13 protein-coding genes are annotated in these 17859 nt (G+C 63.5%); 9 read left to right on the top strand and 4 right to left on the bottom strand.

Annotated features, from left to right (window positions below; translation table 11 throughout):
* Window positions 1-456: 456 nt before the first annotated feature.
* Entirely contained in the window at window positions 457-834 is a 378-nt protein-coding gene (locus R2R70_RS16945) for a hypothetical protein (RefSeq protein WP_043331278.1), read from the bottom strand.
* A gap of 426 nt (window positions 835-1260) precedes the next feature.
* Here R2R70_RS16945 and fdhA point away from each other — a divergent pair, with 426 nt between their 5' ends.
* Both fdhA and argE read left to right on the top strand, forming a co-directional pair.
* Entirely contained in the window at window positions 1261-2469 is a 1209-nt protein-coding gene (gene fdhA / locus R2R70_RS16940) for a formaldehyde dehydrogenase, glutathione-independent (protein WP_054555477.1), read from the top strand.
* 231 nt (window positions 2470-2700) lie between these two features.
* On the top strand, window positions 2701-3939 hold the full coding sequence (gene argE / locus R2R70_RS16935; protein WP_242007671.1) for an acetylornithine deacetylase: 1239 nt from the start codon (window positions 2701-2703) through the stop codon (window positions 3937-3939).
* 40 nt (window positions 3940-3979) lie between these two features.
* On the opposite strand, the gene R2R70_RS16930 is transcribed toward argE, so the two are convergent.
* Window positions 3980-4918, bottom strand: coding sequence for a LysR family transcriptional regulator ArgP (locus R2R70_RS16930; protein ID WP_324690335.1), 939 nt, complete (start codon window positions 4916-4918; stop codon window positions 3980-3982).
* A gap of 134 nt (window positions 4919-5052) precedes the next feature.
* Here R2R70_RS16930 and R2R70_RS16925 point away from each other — a divergent pair, with 134 nt between their 5' ends.
* Both R2R70_RS16925 and hppD read left to right on the top strand, forming a co-directional pair.
* Window positions 5053-5658 carry a LysE/ArgO family amino acid transporter gene (locus tag R2R70_RS16925; RefSeq protein WP_175088642.1) on the top strand — a complete coding sequence of 202 codons (606 nt, stop codon included), beginning with the start codon at window positions 5053-5055 and terminating at the stop codon, window positions 5656-5658.
* A gap of 358 nt (window positions 5659-6016) precedes the next feature.
* Window positions 6017-7096, top strand: coding sequence for a 4-hydroxyphenylpyruvate dioxygenase (hppD, locus tag R2R70_RS16920; protein WP_216059963.1), 1080 nt, complete (start codon window positions 6017-6019; stop codon window positions 7094-7096).
* 126 nt (window positions 7097-7222) lie between these two features.
* Here the strand turns inward: hppD and R2R70_RS16915 are convergent, their stop codons facing one another.
* Complete coding sequence (locus tag R2R70_RS16915; protein ID WP_043331273.1) at window positions 7223-7711, bottom strand: Lrp/AsnC family transcriptional regulator; 489 nt, start codon at window positions 7709-7711, stop codon at window positions 7223-7225.
* A gap of 557 nt (window positions 7712-8268) precedes the next feature.
* Between R2R70_RS16915 and R2R70_RS16910 the strand changes: the two genes are divergently transcribed.
* Complete coding sequence (locus tag R2R70_RS16910) at window positions 8269-9993, top strand: 2-isopropylmalate synthase (RefSeq protein WP_043331272.1); 1725 nt, start codon at window positions 8269-8271, stop codon at window positions 9991-9993.
* A 457-nt stretch (window positions 9994-10450) separates the two neighbouring features.
* Complete coding sequence (gene gltS / locus R2R70_RS16905; protein WP_410978569.1) at window positions 10451-11641, top strand: sodium/glutamate symporter; 1191 nt, start codon at window positions 10451-10453, stop codon at window positions 11639-11641.
* 246 nt (window positions 11642-11887) lie between these two features.
* On the opposite strand, the gene R2R70_RS16900 is transcribed toward gltS, so the two are convergent.
* A complete protein-coding gene (locus R2R70_RS16900; RefSeq protein WP_054555474.1) occupies window positions 11888-13384 on the bottom strand; it encodes an SLC13 family permease in 1497 nt (498 codons plus the stop codon).
* A gap of 524 nt (window positions 13385-13908) precedes the next feature.
* Between R2R70_RS16900 and galE the strand changes: the two genes are divergently transcribed.
* The 3 genes from galE (at window position 13909) to R2R70_RS16885 (ending at window position 17859) form a co-directional block, all read left to right on the top strand.
* The gene (galE, locus tag R2R70_RS16895) at window positions 13909-14931 is read left to right on the top strand and encodes a UDP-glucose 4-epimerase GalE (RefSeq protein WP_054555473.1); all 1023 of its coding nucleotides are present in this window, start codon (window positions 13909-13911) and stop codon (window positions 14929-14931) included.
* A gap of 170 nt (window positions 14932-15101) precedes the next feature.
* Window positions 15102-15929, top strand: coding sequence for a 3'(2'),5'-bisphosphate nucleotidase CysQ (gene cysQ, locus R2R70_RS16890; protein WP_216059966.1), 828 nt, complete (start codon window positions 15102-15104; stop codon window positions 15927-15929).
* A gap of 79 nt (window positions 15930-16008) precedes the next feature.
* A complete protein-coding gene (locus tag R2R70_RS16885; RefSeq protein WP_410978568.1) occupies window positions 16009-17859 on the top strand; it encodes a sulfatase-like hydrolase/transferase in 1851 nt (616 codons plus the stop codon).

Raw genomic sequence — 17859 nt, 5'->3', positions numbered from 1 at the left:
TGGCAGTGATCGACAGTCCCCGGGCGATAGGGCTGTCGAACGTCTCGCATGGCAATGCGCGAGCTTCATGCTGCGAGGTGCATGCAGCGAGGTTGCAGGTACAGCGTCCGAGTCGCCACTGGCGTGCCAGCCGGGTGGCTGGTAACAACTTTCTTCACCAGGTATACGCGGCGGTCAGGGGCGGCGCTGGGACAGCTTTCGTCTCAGCATAGTCAAGAGTCGTCTAATGGGGCGGTGCAATTGACTGATTTCTGGGGCAACTGATGGTTGCGCCCTCGGAACTCAAGTGCCGCAGTGTCGGTTTCCCTGGGTTATCGCCTGGTGTCGGAATGCAAGAAAGCCGCCCCTGGGGGCGGCTTTCTGACGGATGCTGCGCTTTCGCTTTCACCGTCGTTGCGACTTTCGCTTTCGCGTTCGATCGCGCTGTCAGGTCACGCTACCTGACGGGGGAGCGCCTCAGCGGCAGCGCACGGTCCAGACGACCTTGTAGCCTTCGCCTTCATGGGTGGCGGCAGCCATTTCGGTGTCTTCATTGACGGTGCCACCCTCCAGCTGGTCATTGCCATCGGCGGCCTTGGCGGTGGCGTCGTGCGGGCCGAAGACGCGCGAGTCGAGCACATCGTACTTGTCGCGGTCCTGCTCTTCACACACCTCGAGCGCGCGTTCCTTGACCTGTGCGATGGCATCATCGCGGTCTTCATCGACGGCGCTGACTTCGTAGCGCGTGTCCTGCTTCTCGATCACGCTGGTGTTGCCGCAACCGGCGATGAAGGCGGAGCCGACGAGGGCCAGGGTCATGCAGGAATTGCGCAGGGCATTGGATGTCAGGGTCATGATCTCTCCTTGAAGTGTCTTTCAGAACTGTCGTTCAGAGCTGTCGTAAACGGGCTCGGGTCGCAATATCTGTCGTCAAGATGACGCTGACATCAGTACTGGGGGGTATGGGCGCGTGCTTCAAGTGTCGAGATACATCGACGCTGGCTGTCGCCTGCCGCCAACAGCGGAGGCGCGGGGCACTGGCGAGCAGGCTGCGGGCAACCGAAGTGACACTTTGGTCGTGAGCTGTCTCATTTAGGCATGTCGATGCCTCATCTGGACAGCCAGCCTGTGACAACTGACCTAGTCTGCATAAGCCCTACCGGTTGGACGCCACCGACCGGGGGCTGGTGGCCGGTGCAGGAAAAGTGACGGGCGGCGCAAGCCAGCTTGTCTGCCTGTCGCCGGCCACCTGCCAAACCCCATGCCAGCCAGGAGCACGTCATGTCAGCCAATGCCAATCGCGGAGTCGTATACCAGGGAGCGGGGAAGGTGAGTGTCGAATCACTGGACTATCCGACCCTGGCGCTGGGAAATCGCAAGTGTGAACACGGGGTCATTCTCAAGGTCGTCTCGACCAATATCTGCGGCAGTGATCAGCACATGGTGCGTGGCCGCACCACTGCGCCGCAGGGCCTGGTACTGGGCCACGAGATCACCGGTCTGGTCGTCGAGGCCGGGCGCGATGTGGAATTCATCAAGGTCGGTGACATCGTCTCGGTCCCCTTCAACATTGCCTGCGGCCGCTGCCGCAACTGCAAGGAAGGCAAGACGGGGATCTGTCTGAACGTCAATCCGGCGCGTCCCGGCGCGGCCTACGGCTATGTCGACATGGGCGGCTGGACTGGCGGTCAGACAGATTACGTCATGGTGCCCTATGCCGACTTCAACCTGCTCAAGTTCCCGGATGCCGACCAGGCGATGGAGAAGATCCGTGATCTGACGCTGCTGTCCGATATCTTCCCCACCGGCTTCCACGGCTGCGTGACCGCGGGTGTCGGGCCGGGCTCCACGGTGTATATCGCGGGCGCCGGGCCGGTCGGGCTGGCGGCGGCCGTGTCCGCTCAGTTGCTGGGGGCGGCCTGTGTCATCGTCGGTGACATGATCCCCGAGCGTTTGCAGCAGGCCGAGAGCTTCGGCTGCGAGACCATCGATCTGCGTCAGGAAGGCTCGATGGAAGACAAGGTCGAGGTGATTCTCGGCGAGCGCGAAGTGGATTGCTTCGTCGATTGCGTCGGCTTCGAGGCGCATGGCTGTGGTTGTGATCACGGCCGCGAGCAGCCGGCCACGGTGCTCAACTCGGCGATGGCGCTGACGCGTGCCGGCGGCCAGATCGGTATTCCCGGGCTTTATGTCACCGAAGACCCGGGCGCCGAGGATGAGGCCGCCAAGGTCGGGGCGCTGTCGATGCGCTTCGGGCTGGGCTGGGCCAAGTCCCACTCGCTGCACACGGGCCAGTGCCCGGTGATGAAGTATCACCGCCCGCTGATGCAGGCGATCCTGTTCGGGCGCGTCAATATCGCCGATGCGGTCAATGTGCAGGTCATCAGTCTGGAAGAAGCGCCGCAGGGCTATGCGGACTTCGATGGCGGCGCTGCCAAGAAATTCGTCATCGACCCTCACGCCATGGTGCGCAACGGCCGTGCCGCCTGATGCCATCACGGGCTGAATCCCGCCCGTAGCGGAGTTCTGTCGCCACAGACGACGCTGCCACGCCCTTTGCCGGGGCGTGGCAGCGTCGTCTTTTTTGAAGCGTGCCTGCCAGGCGGATGTTGCAGCCAGGCCCTTGTTGTCGAAGAGGCGCTGCGCTATACCGGTGGGCATATGAGGCCAGCGCGCTGCGCGTGGTGCTCTCCGCTCTGATGTATCTGCACAGGAATGCCCATGTCCGCTTCAGCGTCCCCCATCGCCAATACCGCCAGCCTGATGCCGCAGCACGCCGATTTCTCCGACTGGCCCAACAGCCGCGACTGGCTGGCGCATCTGGTCAGCTTCAATACCGTGTCGCGCGAGTCGAATCTGGCGTTGATCCATTGCCTGCGCGACGCCCTGGAAGTGGTCGGCGTCAGTGCCGAGGTCATCCACAACGATGGCGGCGACAAGGCCAATCTGCTGGCGGTGATCGGGCCGGAGGTCGAGGGTGGTGTGGTGCTCTCCGGGCACACCGATGTGGTGCCGGTGGAGGGTCAGGCCTGGGACAGTGATCCCTTCACGCTGCGTGAGGCCGAGGGTCGCCTTCATGGGCGCGGTTCCGCCGACATGAAGGGTTTCATCGCCTGCTGCATGGCGGCGGTGCCGGCGCTGGTGAATGCCCAACGTGCGGGCACGCTGAAAAAGCCGGTGATTCTTGCCTTCTCCTATGACGAGGAGATCGGCTGTCTGGGGGCGCCGCGCATGATCGCGCGCCTGCGTGACCGCCTGCCGCGTCCGGCGGCGGTGCTGGTGGGCGAGCCGACCATGATGGCGATCGTCGATGCCCACAAGGGCATTACCGATCTGCGCACCACGGTGACCGGCAAGCCGTCGCATTCCAGCCTGGTCTATCAGGGGGTGAGTGCCATCCATCTGGCGGCGCGCATGGTGACCTTCATCGAGGACCGCATGCAGGCGCGCATCGACTGCGGTCATCTGGACGAGCGCTTCGATGTGCCTCACGCCAGTCTGCATGTCGGGCGCATCGAGGGCGGCACGGCGGTCAACATCACCGCCGGGGAGTGCATCTTCGACTGGGAGCTGCGCCATCTGCCGGGCGAGGATGTCGAGGCGATGCTGGCGGAGATCGATGCCCACGCTGAGCGTCTGGTCGCCCCCTATCGTGAGCGAGCGCCAGAAGTGGCGATCCGCAGTGAGCGCACGGTGGAAACGGTGCCGTCACTGGGGCATGGCGATCGGGACCCGGCCATTCGCCTCTGCCAGCGTCTGCTGGGCGATGAGCGGGCCAGCGAGGCTGTGGCGTACACCACCGAGGCGGGCCAGTTCCAGAGCGAAGGCTGGCCGACGGTGGTCTGCGGGCCAGGCTCCATCGGGGTCGCGCATCAGGCCAACGAGTACATCGAGCTCAGCCAGCTGGCGGCCTGTGATCGCTTCCTGGCCCAGCTGGTGCGTGAGCAACAGGGCGGCTGAGGCTCCTGTGCCGGGCCTGATGCACGACTGACACGTGCTCTCACAGCATGCCGGGGCGGGGCGTCTCCTGCTCCGGCATCGGGCGCAATGCCGTGGCACATTCCCGCAGCAGGTGGTCGGTGAGCTTGTCCAGCGTGCTGCCACCGTGGCGCCAGTGATGCCAGTAAAGCGGTACATCGAGGGCATGGTTCGGCGCGATATCCACCAGCTCACCACTGGCCAGCAGATGCGCCGCCTGCTGCTCGGGAATCATGCCGTAGCCCATGCCGCTCAAGGCCAGACGCACGAAACCCTCCGACGACGGGCAGAGGTGGTGGGGGAAGGGCTCATCGAAGCCCATGGTCGACAACAGTCGGTGCTGCAGGCGGTCATCACGGCCATAGACGATGGCGGGCATGCTGCGCAGGGTCTCGGCCGGCAGAATGGGCGGGATGGGATGGCCTTTCTTTGCGATATGGCGCTGCACGAAGTCCGGGCTGGCCAGCGCCCGATAACGCATGCTGCCCAGCGGGTGGGAGCGTGCCCCCTGCACCGGGCGTGGCGTGGCACAGATGCAGCCCGCGACTTCTCCATCGCGCATGCGTCTGAGCGCCACTTCCTGATCCTCCACCAGCATGTCCAGCAACAGGTCACGCTCGCGACAGAAACTGCCGGTGACGGTCGGCCACCAGGTGGCCAGCGAATCGGCATTGATGGCGATGCGCAGTCGCTGCTCGCTCTCGCCGAGGGCGGGAATCTGGTCGAGCAGGTCATGTTCCAGCAGGCGCACTTGCTGGACATGATTGAGCAGGCGCCGCCCGAGCGGCGTCGGCCCCAGGCGCGGTGTACGCACCAGTACCGGCTGCCCCAGCCGTGCCTCCAGCAACTTGATGCGCTGCGAGACCGCCGACTGCGTCAGCCCCAGTGCTCGTGCCCCGCGTTCAAAGCCCGCCTGATCGATGACGGCCGCCAGTGCCTCCAGCAGTTTATAGTCCAGCATCAGTATTCCTTATGATCCATTCCCTGAATCAATTTCCTTGATGGATTCATCCTAGCGTACTCTGCCTGCCTCAGCACTGACAGCCGTGGCAGACGTCGTCAGTCACGGCAACGACACGACGAAAGGACAGCGATATGTGGTGGTCATTCTTCAATGGGGCAGGGGTAGGCGCAGGCTTGATCATCGCCATCGGAGCGCAGAATGCCTTCGTGTTGGGGCAGGGGCTCAAGCGCGAGCATCAATGGTGGGTGGCGGGGCTCTGCGCGCTGTGCGATGGCGTGCTGATCATCGCCGGCGTGCTCGGGCTGGGCGCGCTGATGCAGCAGTCGCCGCTGTTGATGAGCATTGCCCGTTGGGGCGGGGTGGCGTTTCTGCTCTGGCAGGCACTCAAGGCGTTGGGGCGCATGCGCACTGGCGGCCAGCTGACGGCCAGCAACGCGCTCAAGGCCAACCTCGGCAAGGTGCTGGCGGCAACCTTGGCCGTCACGCTGCTCAACCCCCAGGTCTATCTGGATACGCTGGTGATGCTGGGCGCGATCGGCGCGCAGCAGCCGTCCCCTGAAAGCTTCATCGTCGGGGCGAGCCTGGCCTCCTTCGGCTGGTTCTTCGGCCTGGTGGCATGTGCCGGTTGGCTGGCACCACGTCTGACCAGTCCGCGTGCCTGGCAGGTCATCGAGGCCTTCATCGCCACGATTCTGCTGTGGGTGGCCTGGCAGCTGGGCAGCGGTGCCTGGCTCTAGCGACCAACGCAAGACGGGCAAGAGGCAGCAGCAGGCGAGACGCGTCGATAGGTGTAAAGAAAGCATGACGCAGTGTCAGGCGCTGGCGGCAGTGGGAGCGCCCCGAGTGGGCAGTGTCGAGATGGCCGTCAGCGCCATGGCAGGGTTTCGTTACATGTCTGGCGTGAGGGGAGGTCGGACACGGCACCAATGAGGGCGCAAGGCGAATGGGCAGGGCGGCAGGCAAGGCATAGATTTCCGATAACGGAATCGGGACACGACAGGTGATCAGCGCGATGCGTTCGCCTGTCGTGAAGGATGTTGCCCGCCTTTTCTCTACCTTGCCTGCCCTGTCGGCAGCCTGACTCAGGAGCCCCTCATGAACGCACCGGCGCGTATCGAACAGCACAATCCCATCGGCACGGACGGCTTCGAGTTCGTCGAATTCACGGCCCCGGATGCGGCCGGCATCGATGCCCTGCGCAAGTTGTTCAACCAGCTCGGATTTACCGAGACCCGTCGCCATCGCTCCAAGCAGGTGTTCCTGTTTCAGCAGCACGGCATCAATGTGGTGCTCAACGCCGAGCCGAACAGCCCGGCGGCGGAATTCGCGGCGATCCACGGCCCGAGTGCCTGTGCGATGGCCTGGCGCGTGGCGGATGCCGAGCAGGCGCATCGCTACGCCCTGGCGCACGGTGCGCGCAGCGTCGAGCATCCGGTCGGGCCGGGCGAGGTGGGCATTCCGGCGGTGCAAGGCATCGGCGGTTCGGTGCTGTACTTCGTGGACCATCACCGCGAGCGCTCGATCTACGATACCGACTTCGTCGCCATCGACGGCGCAATCGAGAATGCCAACAGTGTCGGCCTGCATACGCTGGATCACCTGACCCACAATGTCGGGCGTGGCCAGATGGATGTGTGGGCCGACTTCTATGCGCGTATCGCCAACTTCCGCGAGATCCGCTATTTCGATATCGAAGGCAAGATGACCGGGCTCTTCTCGCGCGCGATGACGGCGCCGTGCGGCAAGATGCACATTCCCATCAACGAGTCAGCGGATGATGACTCCCAGATCGCGGAATTCATCCGCGAATACCATGGCGAAGGCATCCAGCATCTGGCGATGGCGACGGATGATATCCATGCCACTGTCAAGGCGCTCAAGGCCAATGGCGTCACCTTCCTGACCACGCCGGCCACCTATTATGAGAAGGTCGATGCGCGGGTGCCCAACCACGAAGAGAATGTCGAGGACCTCAAGGCATTGAATCTGCTGGTCGATGGCGCGCCGGGGGAGGGCATTCTGTTGCAGATCTTCACCGAGACGGTGATCGGGCCGATCTTCTTCGAGATCATCCAGCGCAAGGGCAACGATGGTTTCGGCGAGGGCAACTTCAAGGCGCTGTTCGAATCCATCGAGGAAGACCAGATCCGCCGCGGCATCATCGGTGGCGAGTGATCCACCCATTCCGGCACGCCCTGATCAGGGCGTGATCACGATGGCATCTTCAGCAACATGAAAGCCCCGCCGGTGATAGCCGACGGGGCTTTCATGTTGCTGAAGACTTGATTCAGGCAGTCAGGCTCAGGAGGTCGTCGGGACGCGCTGGTGATCGATCACCTGACGCAGCACGAAGCTTGAATGCACGCCGGTCACACCTTCGATCCGCGTGATCTGCTTGAGCAGCAGGTCGTGATAGTCATCCATGTCCTTGACCACCACCTTGAGCTGGTAATCGGCTTCCTGGCCGGTGATCAGCAGGCATTCCATCACCTGGGGCAGCGAGGCGATGGTGTCCTCGAAGTTGGTGAAGCGCTCCGGGGTGTGGCGGTCCATCGAGATATGCAGCAGCGCCATCAGACTGAGTCCCAGCTTGCGGGCATCTATCTGGGCGCGGTAGCCGGTGATCATGCCGCTTTCTTCCAGCGCACGGACACGGCGCAGGCAAGGCGACGGGGACAGGCCAATGCGCTCCGCGAGTTCCTGATTGCTGATGCGACCCGAGTGCTGAAGCTCGTCAAGAATGCGACGGTCGAAGCGGTCCAGTGTCGGGAGAGGAATATTCTGGCTCATTTTCGCAATCCATTAGCGGTGAAGATGTGAATGGTGAAATAATCTGCTTTTAAGATGGCGATGTCATGTAGTTTTCGCAATCGTCCGCCCTGATATGCGGCATATACTGTAATCACTGCTCAGCGATGAAGATGCCCGCTCGGGTCGTGGCTGTCGCATGACACGACGCACGACGCGAACGACAGACCTGAGCAGGATGAGCCACCGGCGCTGGCGACACGCCTCTTGCAACCGGTGAACGCGGAACGCAGTCGGCTTCTGATCGAAGCGAGGCTGCCGAAAGGGCTCTGGTGGTGATCCCACCGTCCTTCTCTCCGCGCTGGTGACCGTGATCCGGTCCCGGAGCTTGCGGCGGGCAGTGACGTTACGCTGCCCCCGACTTGCTTGCTTGCCCTGCTGACGGCAAGCTTTCGGATGCAAGGCCTTCACGCCTTCGTCATCTCACATTTACTCAGGCGCCCCGATTGGGACACTGTTGAGTGCGAAAGGTGCCATCGATCTCCCGTATCGGGCCTCGATTGCCGGTTTTTCGCACCCAGACCGCCAAGGACACGACCATGACTGCTGCATCCACGCCAAGTGCTGCCTTCGACCACACCAAATATCGCCCCGTGACCCCTGTTGCACTGACCGACCGCCAGTGGCCGTCGCGTACTGTGACCCAGGCGCCGCTATGGGCGAGTGTCGACCTGCGTGATGGCAATCAGGCGCTGCTCGAGCCGATGACGGTCGAGCAGAAGAAGCTGATGTGGAAGCTGCTGGTCAAGATCGGCCTCAAGGAGATCGAAGTCGGTTTCCCCTCCGCCAGTCAGCTCGATTTCGACTTCGTGCGCTGGTTGATCGAGGAAGACCAGGTTCCGGAAGGCGTCAGCATCCAGGTGCTGGTGCAGGCGCGTGAGCATCTGATCGCGCGTACCTTCGAATCACTGGTCGGCGCGCGTGATGCCGTCGTTCACGTCTACAACTCCACCTCCACCGTGCAGCGTGAGCGGGTGTTCGAGATGGACCGTGACGGCATCAAGGCCATCGCCGTCGAGGGCGCGCAGCTGGTCAAGGACTACGCCGAGCGCTATCCGGACACCAACTGGGTGTTCCAGTACTCGCCGGAGAGTTTCACCTCCACCGAGATGGATTACGCCGTCGAGGTATGTGAAGCGGTGATGGATGTCTGGCAGCCGACGCCGGAAAAACGCTGCATCCTCAACCTGCCGGCCACGGTGGAAGTGGGCCCGGCCAATCACTTCGCCGACCAGGTCGAGTACTTCATCAAGCACCTGAGCCGTCGTGACTGCGCGATCATCTCGCTGCACACCCACAACGACCGCGGTGGCGCCGCTGCCGCCGCCGAACTTGGCCTGCTGGCCGGCGCTGACCGCATCGAAGGCACCCTGCTGGGCAACGGTGAGCGCACCGGCAACATGGACCTGATCACCCTGGCGATGAACCTCTACAGCCAGGGCATCGATCCAGAGCTGGATCTCTCCAACCCGGACGAGATCATCCAGGTCTACACCGAGTGCACCAATCTGCCGGTTCACCCGCGTCACCCGTGGGTCGGCGAGCTGGTCTACACCGCCTTCTCCGGCAGCCACCAGGACGCCATCCGCAAGTGCCTCAAGAAGCAGCAGCCTGACGAGCCGTGGCAGGTCGCCTATCTGCCCATCGACCCGCAGGACCTGGGCCGCGACTTCCAGGCGGTGATCCGCGTCAACAGTCAGTCCGGCAAGGGTGGCATGGCCTTCCTGCTCGAGCGCGATCACGGCATCAGCCTGCCGCGCTGGATGAGCCTCGAGCTTGCGCCGCACGTGCAGAAGGCCAGCGAGCAGGTCAGTGGTGAGCTGTCCAGCGACCAGATTCGCGCGATTCTCGATGCCAGCTTCAAGCGTGAAGCGCCGCTGAGTCTCAAGGGCTATCGTCTGGATCGCGAAGGGGCCGAGCAGCTCACCGCGACACTGGTCGATGACAAGGGCGAGCAGATCGCGCTGGCCGGCGAAGGCAACGGTGCCATCTCCGCCTTCATGGATGCCTGGCAGCGTCACACCGGTTCCACCGTCAGCGTGGTGGACTACGGTGAGCACGCCCTCGGCGAAGGCAGCGATGCCGTCGCGGTGGCCTTCGTGATGCTCAACCTGGATGGCAAGCGTGTCTGCGGCATGGCCGAGGATGGCGATACCGTGAGCGCGTCGCTCAAGGCCGTGCTGTCGGCGGTCAATCGCGGCCTGGAAAGCAGTGCACGCAGCGAAGCGGAACGTGCCGAGGAAGCCGGCCCGGTCGCTGTCTGACGACAACACGCCTCATGCCTGACTGATCAAAGGCATTTTTGCCTCTCTCGAGACCCTCGCTCATCAGAGCGGGGGTCTTTGCGTTTTGTGGCAGGGCAGAAGTTGCCCGGCTGGCGCTCACGCCCGCCGTTGCTGGGCTGACGCGGGCAGGCTTGCGTGGAAAATACGTGTCATGCTCGCCAGGCCGCTATAGACTTTTGTCTGATGTTGACGGCTCAGTCAACATCCGGGCTTGCACCGGTGCCCACCCTGCGTATCATCGCTGCACCCGCATAATGATAACGATCTGGTGGCAGACCGGATTCGAGAACACAACAATTCCAAGCGGTGCAAAGGCAAACCCCCTGATTGAAGAGATAATGGATGCGTCCCCATCCCTGCTCTGATCGGGCATCGCCAGTGCACCTCTCGTTCAGGAGGTCCGCTAGAACAACCCACAACTACTCATCGGTATCGCATGATTCAACTTGATGCTATCACCACCCTGTTGCTGGCGGCGCTTGTCCTCGTCGTTGGCCATCTGATCGTCGAGCGCGTGCGCGTGCTGCGCGAATTCAATATCCCCGAGCCTGTGGTCGGCGGCCTCATCGCTACCATCATCGTCACCGGCCTGCGCGGCCTGGGTTACGAGTTCCAGTTCTTCGGCGGTCTCCAGACTCCCTTCATGTTGCTGTTCTTCGGCTCCGTTGGCCTGTCGGCAGACGTGCGCATGATTCGTGCCGGCGGCAGCAAGCTGGTGCTGTTCCTCGCGCTGGTCATCGGTCTGCTCATCCTGCAGAACCTGCTGGGTGTCGGTGTTGCCAGTCTGTTCGGTCTTGATCCGGTACTGGGTCTGCTCGGCGGTTCCATCACCATGTCCGGTGGTCACGGTACCGGCGCGGCATGGGCCAACGTCTTCGCCGACGAATATGGCATCAATGGCGCGATGGAAGTCGCGATGGCCTGTGCCACCTTCGGGCTGGTGTTCGGTTCCCTGATCGGTGGGCCGACGGCGCGTTTCCTGATCAATCGCATGAAGAGTGAAGGGCAGGACATCAACGCCCAGGTCAGCGATTCCGAATATGACGAGACGGAAGTCCAGCATCCGCTGAATACGTCCAATGCCCTGAAGACACTCTTCATGCTGCTGCTCGGGGTCGTCTGTGGCCAGCAGCTGCAGTCACTCACCTCGGGCACCGCCTTCTCGCTGCCGACCTTCGTGTGGGTGCTGTTCAGCTGTATCGTCATCGGCAACGTGGTGCGCGCCTTCGGCGACAAGCACCTCAATACCCACGCCGTGGATGTGCTGGGCAATATCAGCCTGTCCATCTTCCTGGCGCTGGCGCTGATGACGCTCAAGCTCTGGGATCTGGCCAATCTGGCACTGCCGATTCTGGCCATCCTGCTGGCACAGGTCGCGCTGGTGTTCCTCTACACCACCCAGGTCACCTTCCGCCTGATGGGCAAGAACTACGACGCAGCAGTCCTGGTCGCGGGTAACTGTGGCTTCGGCATGGGCGCCACGCCGACGGCGATCGCCAACATGCAGGCGGTCACGCAGCACCACGGGCCGTCGCGTCTGGCCTTCATCATCGTGCCGGTGGTGGGTGGCTTCCTGATCGATATCGCCAACTCGCTGATCATCAAGGGTTTCCTCGGCTTCTTCTGAACATGACAGCAGATGTCATGATGAGATGTCGCAGAATCTGCCTGGCATGAACGACAACGCCGGACTCCATTGGAGTCCGGCGTTGTCGTTTCGGGGGGCTGAGGCTTACAGGTTTCGAGGGCTCAGGCTTCAAGGCCTCAGACTTCAAAGACGGTGAGAAGCTCGTCAGGCGCTTGTGCTCTCACCCTCGTTCTCACCTTCGCTTTCACCTTCACTCTCCTCCAGGCCCCGCGTCAGCACTTGCCTCTACACCCACAGTGCCACGATCAGGCCATAGGCCAGCAGGGTGACGACCACGGTACCAGCCAGGTTCAGGAAGAAACCGGCGCGCATCATGGTCTGGATCTTGAGGTGGCCGGTGGCGAACACGATGGCGTTGGGCGGCGTCGCCACCGGCATCATGAAGGCACAGCTGGCCGCGATGGCCGCCGGCACGGTGATCAGCAGCGGATCGATGTCCAGTGACAGCGCCAGTGCCCCCAGCAGCGGCAGGAAGGCGGCTGCCGTCGCGGTATTGGAGGTGACCTCGGTCAGGAAGATGATCACCACGACCACGATGGCGACCAGGCCGATGAGCGGCAGCACGCTGAACATCGACAGCTGGCCGGCGATCCACTCGGCGAGCCCCGAGCTCTTGATCACGCCCGCCAGTGCCAGACCACCCCCGAACAGCAACAACACGCCCCAGGGCAGGTCACGCGCGTCTTCCCACACCAGCAGGCGGCGGCCGCGTGAGGTGCCGGAGGGAATGGCGAACAGGCCCACGCCGATGGCCATGGCGATGCCGGTGTCCGACAGCCAGGCAAGACCCATCTGGTTGATCAGCGGACGGAACATCCACAGCAGGGCAGCCACCAGGAAGGCGACGCCGACACGTTTCTCGGCGCTGCTCATGGCACCCAGTGCCTTGAGTTCACGGCTGATCATCTCGCCGCTGTCTGCCGTCTCGGACTTGAAGGAGAAGGGCGTGCGCGTCAGCCACCACCAGGTGATGGCACACATGGCGATGGCGACCGGCAGGCCGACGACCATCCACTGGGCGAAGCCGATCTCGATGCCTTGATCACTGGACAGGTAGCCTGCCAGCAGGGCATTGGGCGGCGTGCCGATCAGGGTCGCGATACCGCCGAGGCTGGCGGAGTAGGCGATGCCCAGCAGCAGGGCGGCGGCGTAGCGCTTCAATTCCGGGTCATTGCTGTCGCGCTCGTCCTGACCACTGGACATCAGGCTGACCACTGACATGCCGATGGGCAGCATCATGATGCTGGTGGCGGTGTTGGACACCCACATGCTGATGAAGCCGGTGGCGATCATGAAGCCGGCGATCTGGCGGCGCGGCGAGTGGCCGGCAAGCTTCAGCGTATGCAGAGCCACGCGGCGATGCAGGTCCCAGCGCTGCATGGCGATCCCGAGCAGGAAGCCACCGAGAAACAGGTAGATGGTCGGGTTGGCATAGGCGGCGGTGGTGCTCTTGATGTCGTCGATGCCAAGCGCCGGCACCAGCACGATGGGCAGCAGCGAGGTCACCGGAATCGGCAGGGCCTCGGTGGCCCACCAGGTGGCCATCAGCAGGGCAAGGCCGACGCAGAGCCAGGCGCTGTCCGGCATGTCACCCGGTGCCGGTGTCAGCCAGGTCAGCAGCAACAGGAGGGGACCGAGTATCAGGCCGATGCGCGCCGCGAGTGGCGCTTGTGGCGGCGTAGTGGATTGATCAGCGACGTGATCGGGAGATTGCTCAGGCATGTCGACTCCAGAGAAGCCGGTCGGCGACTGGCTTCCTCATCATGGTGGTCATCGTGTTGTTGGTATGGGTCATGGTAGGTGATGGCGAGTTGTCGTGTTGGTGTTATTCATTACATGTCGCGCATGTATCCCGCGGTCGGGGTGACGTGCACGGCGTGTCATGTTGCCTGCCTTGTCAGAAAGTCGCTCGCGAGTCGATCAGCCGGGCGCTCAGGCGGCAAGGCGCGGCCATTGTCTCAGCATTGCGGCGCGGCTCAATAGCCTTCATTGCCTGTTTTGAAACTCCGGCAAGTGAAACCTTGACGCCGCGCAAGCGCGACGCTTGATCCGAGGCGCTCACACCTCGGGCCAGGCCCTGTGTGACGCCATCTTGCACGGGGCAGGTTGCTGTCTGGCGACAGACGCTGTCGTTGGCTGTGGACTTGTGAGCGCAAGGGCTGGAAGGTAGGGTTAGCAGCCATGAACAGGGCCAGCGCAGGACAACTGCGTGGCCCACTGTCGCGTTACTTTCACAAGGAAGATGATTGATGATTCTGGTCACGGGTGGTGCAGGCTACATCGGCTCTCATACGGTATTGGCGCTCATGGAGGCCGGCCATCAGGTGCTGGTGCTGGACAACCTGTCCAATGCCAGTGAAGCCTCTCTTGCGCGTGTGGCGACGCTTGCCGGGCGCGAAGTGCCGTTCGTCGAAGGAGATATCCGCAACGGCGCGCTGCTCGACAGCCTGTTCGAGCGTCACGATATCGAGGCCGTGGTCCACTTCGCCGGGCTCAAGGCGGTCGGCGAGAGCGTCGCCAAGCCGCTGGCCTACTACGACAACAACGTCAACGGCACCCTGGTGCTGTGTGACGCCATGGCGCGTGCCGGCGTCAAGCGTATCGTGTTCTCTTCCTCCGCCACCGTGTATGGCGATCCGGCCTCCACGCCGATCCGTGAAGACTTCCCGACCTCCGCGACCAACCCCTATGGCCGCTCCAAGCTGATGGTCGAGGAAGTGCTGCGCGACCTGGCCGTCGCGGATGACAGCTGGCGCATCGCGCTGCTGCGCTACTTCAATCCGGTGGGCGCCCATGAGTCCGGCACCATCGGTGAAGACCCCAACGGCATCCCCAACAACCTGGTGCCGTATATCAGCCAGGTCGCCGTGGGCCGCCTCGAGGAACTGGCCGTGTTCGGTGATGACTACCCGACGCCGGATGGCACCGGGGTGCGCGACTACATCCACGTCGTCGACCTGGCCGATGGCCACCTCAAGGCGCTGGACTACCTGGCCGGTGATGCGCGGGATGGCGTTCACACCTATAACCTGGGCACCGGGACCGGTTACAGCGTGCTGGACATGGTCAAGGCGTTCGAGAAGGCCAGCGGTCGTCCGGTGCCGTATCGCATCGCACCGCGTCGCGCCGGCGATATCGCCGAATGCTGGGCAGAGCCGGACAAGGCCTTCAATGAGCTCAAGTGGAAGGCCGAGCTGGGTCTCGATCGCATGATGGCCGACAGCTGGCGTTGGCAGTCACGCAACCCCAACGGCTATCGCAGTGCCTGAAAACTGACACTGCATGGTCAGTGCGCCGAAGTTGACCGAGATTGAGTTGGCGGCGCTTGTGTGAAGACCTCTCGAAGCGGTCGCGGGCAGCATCCGCGGCCGCTTTTGCGTATGATGACGGCGGGCCGAAGGGCCCGTGTCGACTCCTTCGAATTCTCTGCGAGACCCCCATGACCCAGTCTGATGTCACCCTCGATCTTGAACTGCTGACGGCCATTGAACAGCTTTGCCGTGAAGCGGGGCAGGCGATACTCGCCGTTGCCCGTGGGGGAGAGCTCGGCACGCGCGCCAAGGCGGATGACAGCCCCGTCACGGCGGCGGATATGGCGGCGCATCATGTGCTGGTCGAGGGGCTGGCCCGCCTGACGCCGCAGATTCCGGTGCTCTCGGAGGAGAGTGACAAGGCCGATATCGCGGCGCGGCGTGACTGGCAGACCTTCTGGCTGGTCGACCCGCTGGATGGCACGCGTGAATTCGTCACCGGCAGCGGTGAATACACCGTCAACGTGGCGCTGATACAGGGTTCGCGCAGCGTGCTGGGCGTGGTGGATGCGCCGGTGCTGGAGACGACCTGGAGCGGGCTCGCCGGTGTGGGGGCTTTCCGGGAAGACGCCACCGGGCGTGTCGCTATCACGGTCAGCCCGGAGCCCGAGGTATTGAGAGTCGTGGCCAGCAAGTCGCATCTCGATGCGCGTACGGCGGCGCTGATCGAACGACTGGCACCGGTGGAGAACGTCAGTTGTGGCAGCTCGCTCAAGTTCTGTCGCATCGCGGAAGGCAATGCGGATCTCTATCCGCGCTACGCGCCGACCAGCGAGTGGGACACCGCGGCGGCCCAGGCCGTGCTGGAAGCGGCCGGCGGCCAGGTCTTCGATGCCGAGTCATTGCCCGCACAACCGCGTCGTCTGGACTACAACGCCCGCGATACGCTGGTGAATCCCTTCTTCATCGCCTGTGGCCAAGCGGATGGTCGCTGGCGCCAGGCGCTGGACGTCTGAGGGTGGCCGGGGCTCGACGGTTCGTGCATCCATTGGCCTGCGTGAGGGCTGAAGCGCCCATGTCATGGCGAGGACGCGCATGAAGGGCCTGCTGCAGCGCCTCGTCCGTCGCCTGTTTGCGCGCAGCGATCAGGCAAGCAAGCGGGCCGGGGTGATCTCCGCCATCACGCTGGCCCTGCTGGCGAGTCTGGTGCCGTTGATCTATCACGGCCTGCTCGAGGGCGGCCTGATCCTGTTCGGCAACCTGTTGCTGTGGCCGTGTCTGCTGGCGGCGCTGCATCGTCCGCGCTGGCGTTGGCCGGCGCTGGGGCTGATGGCGGCGCTGGGCGTCAATCTCTCCGCAAGTGTGGTCAGCGCCGTCTATTACGATTCCCGCTATGGGCTGGCCTTCGCGCTCAGCTCGCTGGATACCAGCCGCAGCGAATCGATGGCGATGCTGTTCAAGTTCCCGCTGGCCCTGATCGTGCCGCTGGGGTTCTTCCTGCTGGCGCTGTCACTGGGCAATCGCTTCGGGGCGGGGCTGGCTCGCGCCCGGCTGGGTGGACTCAGCGGAATCGCCTTCGTGCTCTGGATGCTGATGCTGCTGGCCGGTAGCTGGCAGTGGGGGCGGGCCAGTGTGCCGTTGGCCATCACGACGCTGTCGGTCTCGCCGGGCTGGAACCTGGCCACCACCTCGCATGCCTGGTGGGAGAAGGAGCGCTACAAGGCGCTGATGGCGGATGACTATGATTTCGGTGGCGTCTCGCGTAGCCCCGAGGTGTCGGATGATGCCGTCTTCGTCCTGATCATCGGCGAATCCCAGCGCCGCGATCAGCTGTCGCTATATGGCTATTCCCGCGCCACGACGCCGAATCTCGATGCGCGTCGCGACGAGCTGGTGGTCTTCGATCAGGCCATCGCACCGGCGCCACAGACCGTGCTGGCGGTACCGATGCTGGCCAGTCTGACCGACCCGCGAACCTTCTCGCCGCGCTACCTGGACGCCAATCTGATCTCGCTGGCCAATCAGGCCGGCTATCATACCGAGTGGCTGTCGCGCCAGGGGCTCGATATCACCTCCGAGCGCACCTGGATCACCGCCATCGCCCAGCGTGCCGATGTCGCTCGCACCATCATGACCGACTATGACGATGGCTTGCTGGATGCACTTGATGAGGCGCTGGCGCGCGAGGTCGAGGGGCCGCGGCTGATCGTGCTGCATCTCTACGGCAGCCACCCGCCGGCCAGCCTGCAGTACCCGGATTCACTGCGTTATTTCCTGACCCCGGACAGCCGCTCGCCGCTGACCGATGCCTACGATGACAGCATCCGCTTCACGGATCAGGTGATCGAGGGCGTCTTCCAGCGCCTCGAGGGGCGACCCGCTGGCGTGCTCTATATATCGGACCACGGCCTCGAGCATGATCCGCTCAGTGACGCCTATGTGCATGGCGGTGATCGCCCTAGTCAGGCGCCGTACCGTATTCCGCTGTGGCTGTGGCAAACGGGGCAGGCGCCCAATCCCGCGCGCGAGCTGACGCGCCTGCGCTCGCACGCCGATGAGCCTTTCGCCAGTTTTGACCTGCCCTATCTGGCCAGCGACTGGCTGGGCATCCGCTTCTCCGGTGACAAGCCGTGCCTGTCGCCCTGGGCAGTCTGCTATCAGCCGCGTGAACGTCATCCGGTGCTGGACCAGCTGGGACGATTGAACTTCTATGAAGCCCTGCCGTCGGACTTTCTTTCCCGACCTCTCGCGCCGGGTGCCGAAGAGCTCGAGGAAGCGGTCGAGGCGACCACCGAGCTGCTGGAGCGTCCGGAGTTCATGTCCGGGCAGGGCGCGAAACGCGATGGGCAAGCCACACAACCGGATTCCCGCGTGACGCCGTCGGAGGATTCATCGGCGTTCACCTTGTCACCTGCTTCATTACCTTCAGAAACCCTCAAGGACTGA

This window comes from Cobetia sp. SIMBA_158 (genome assembly GCF_046566945.1).
GTDB lineage: Bacteria > Pseudomonadota > Gammaproteobacteria > Pseudomonadales > Halomonadaceae > Cobetia > Cobetia amphilecti.
The sequence above is the reverse complement of the archived record's forward strand: the minus strand, read 5'-3'. Positions and strand labels throughout refer to the sequence as shown.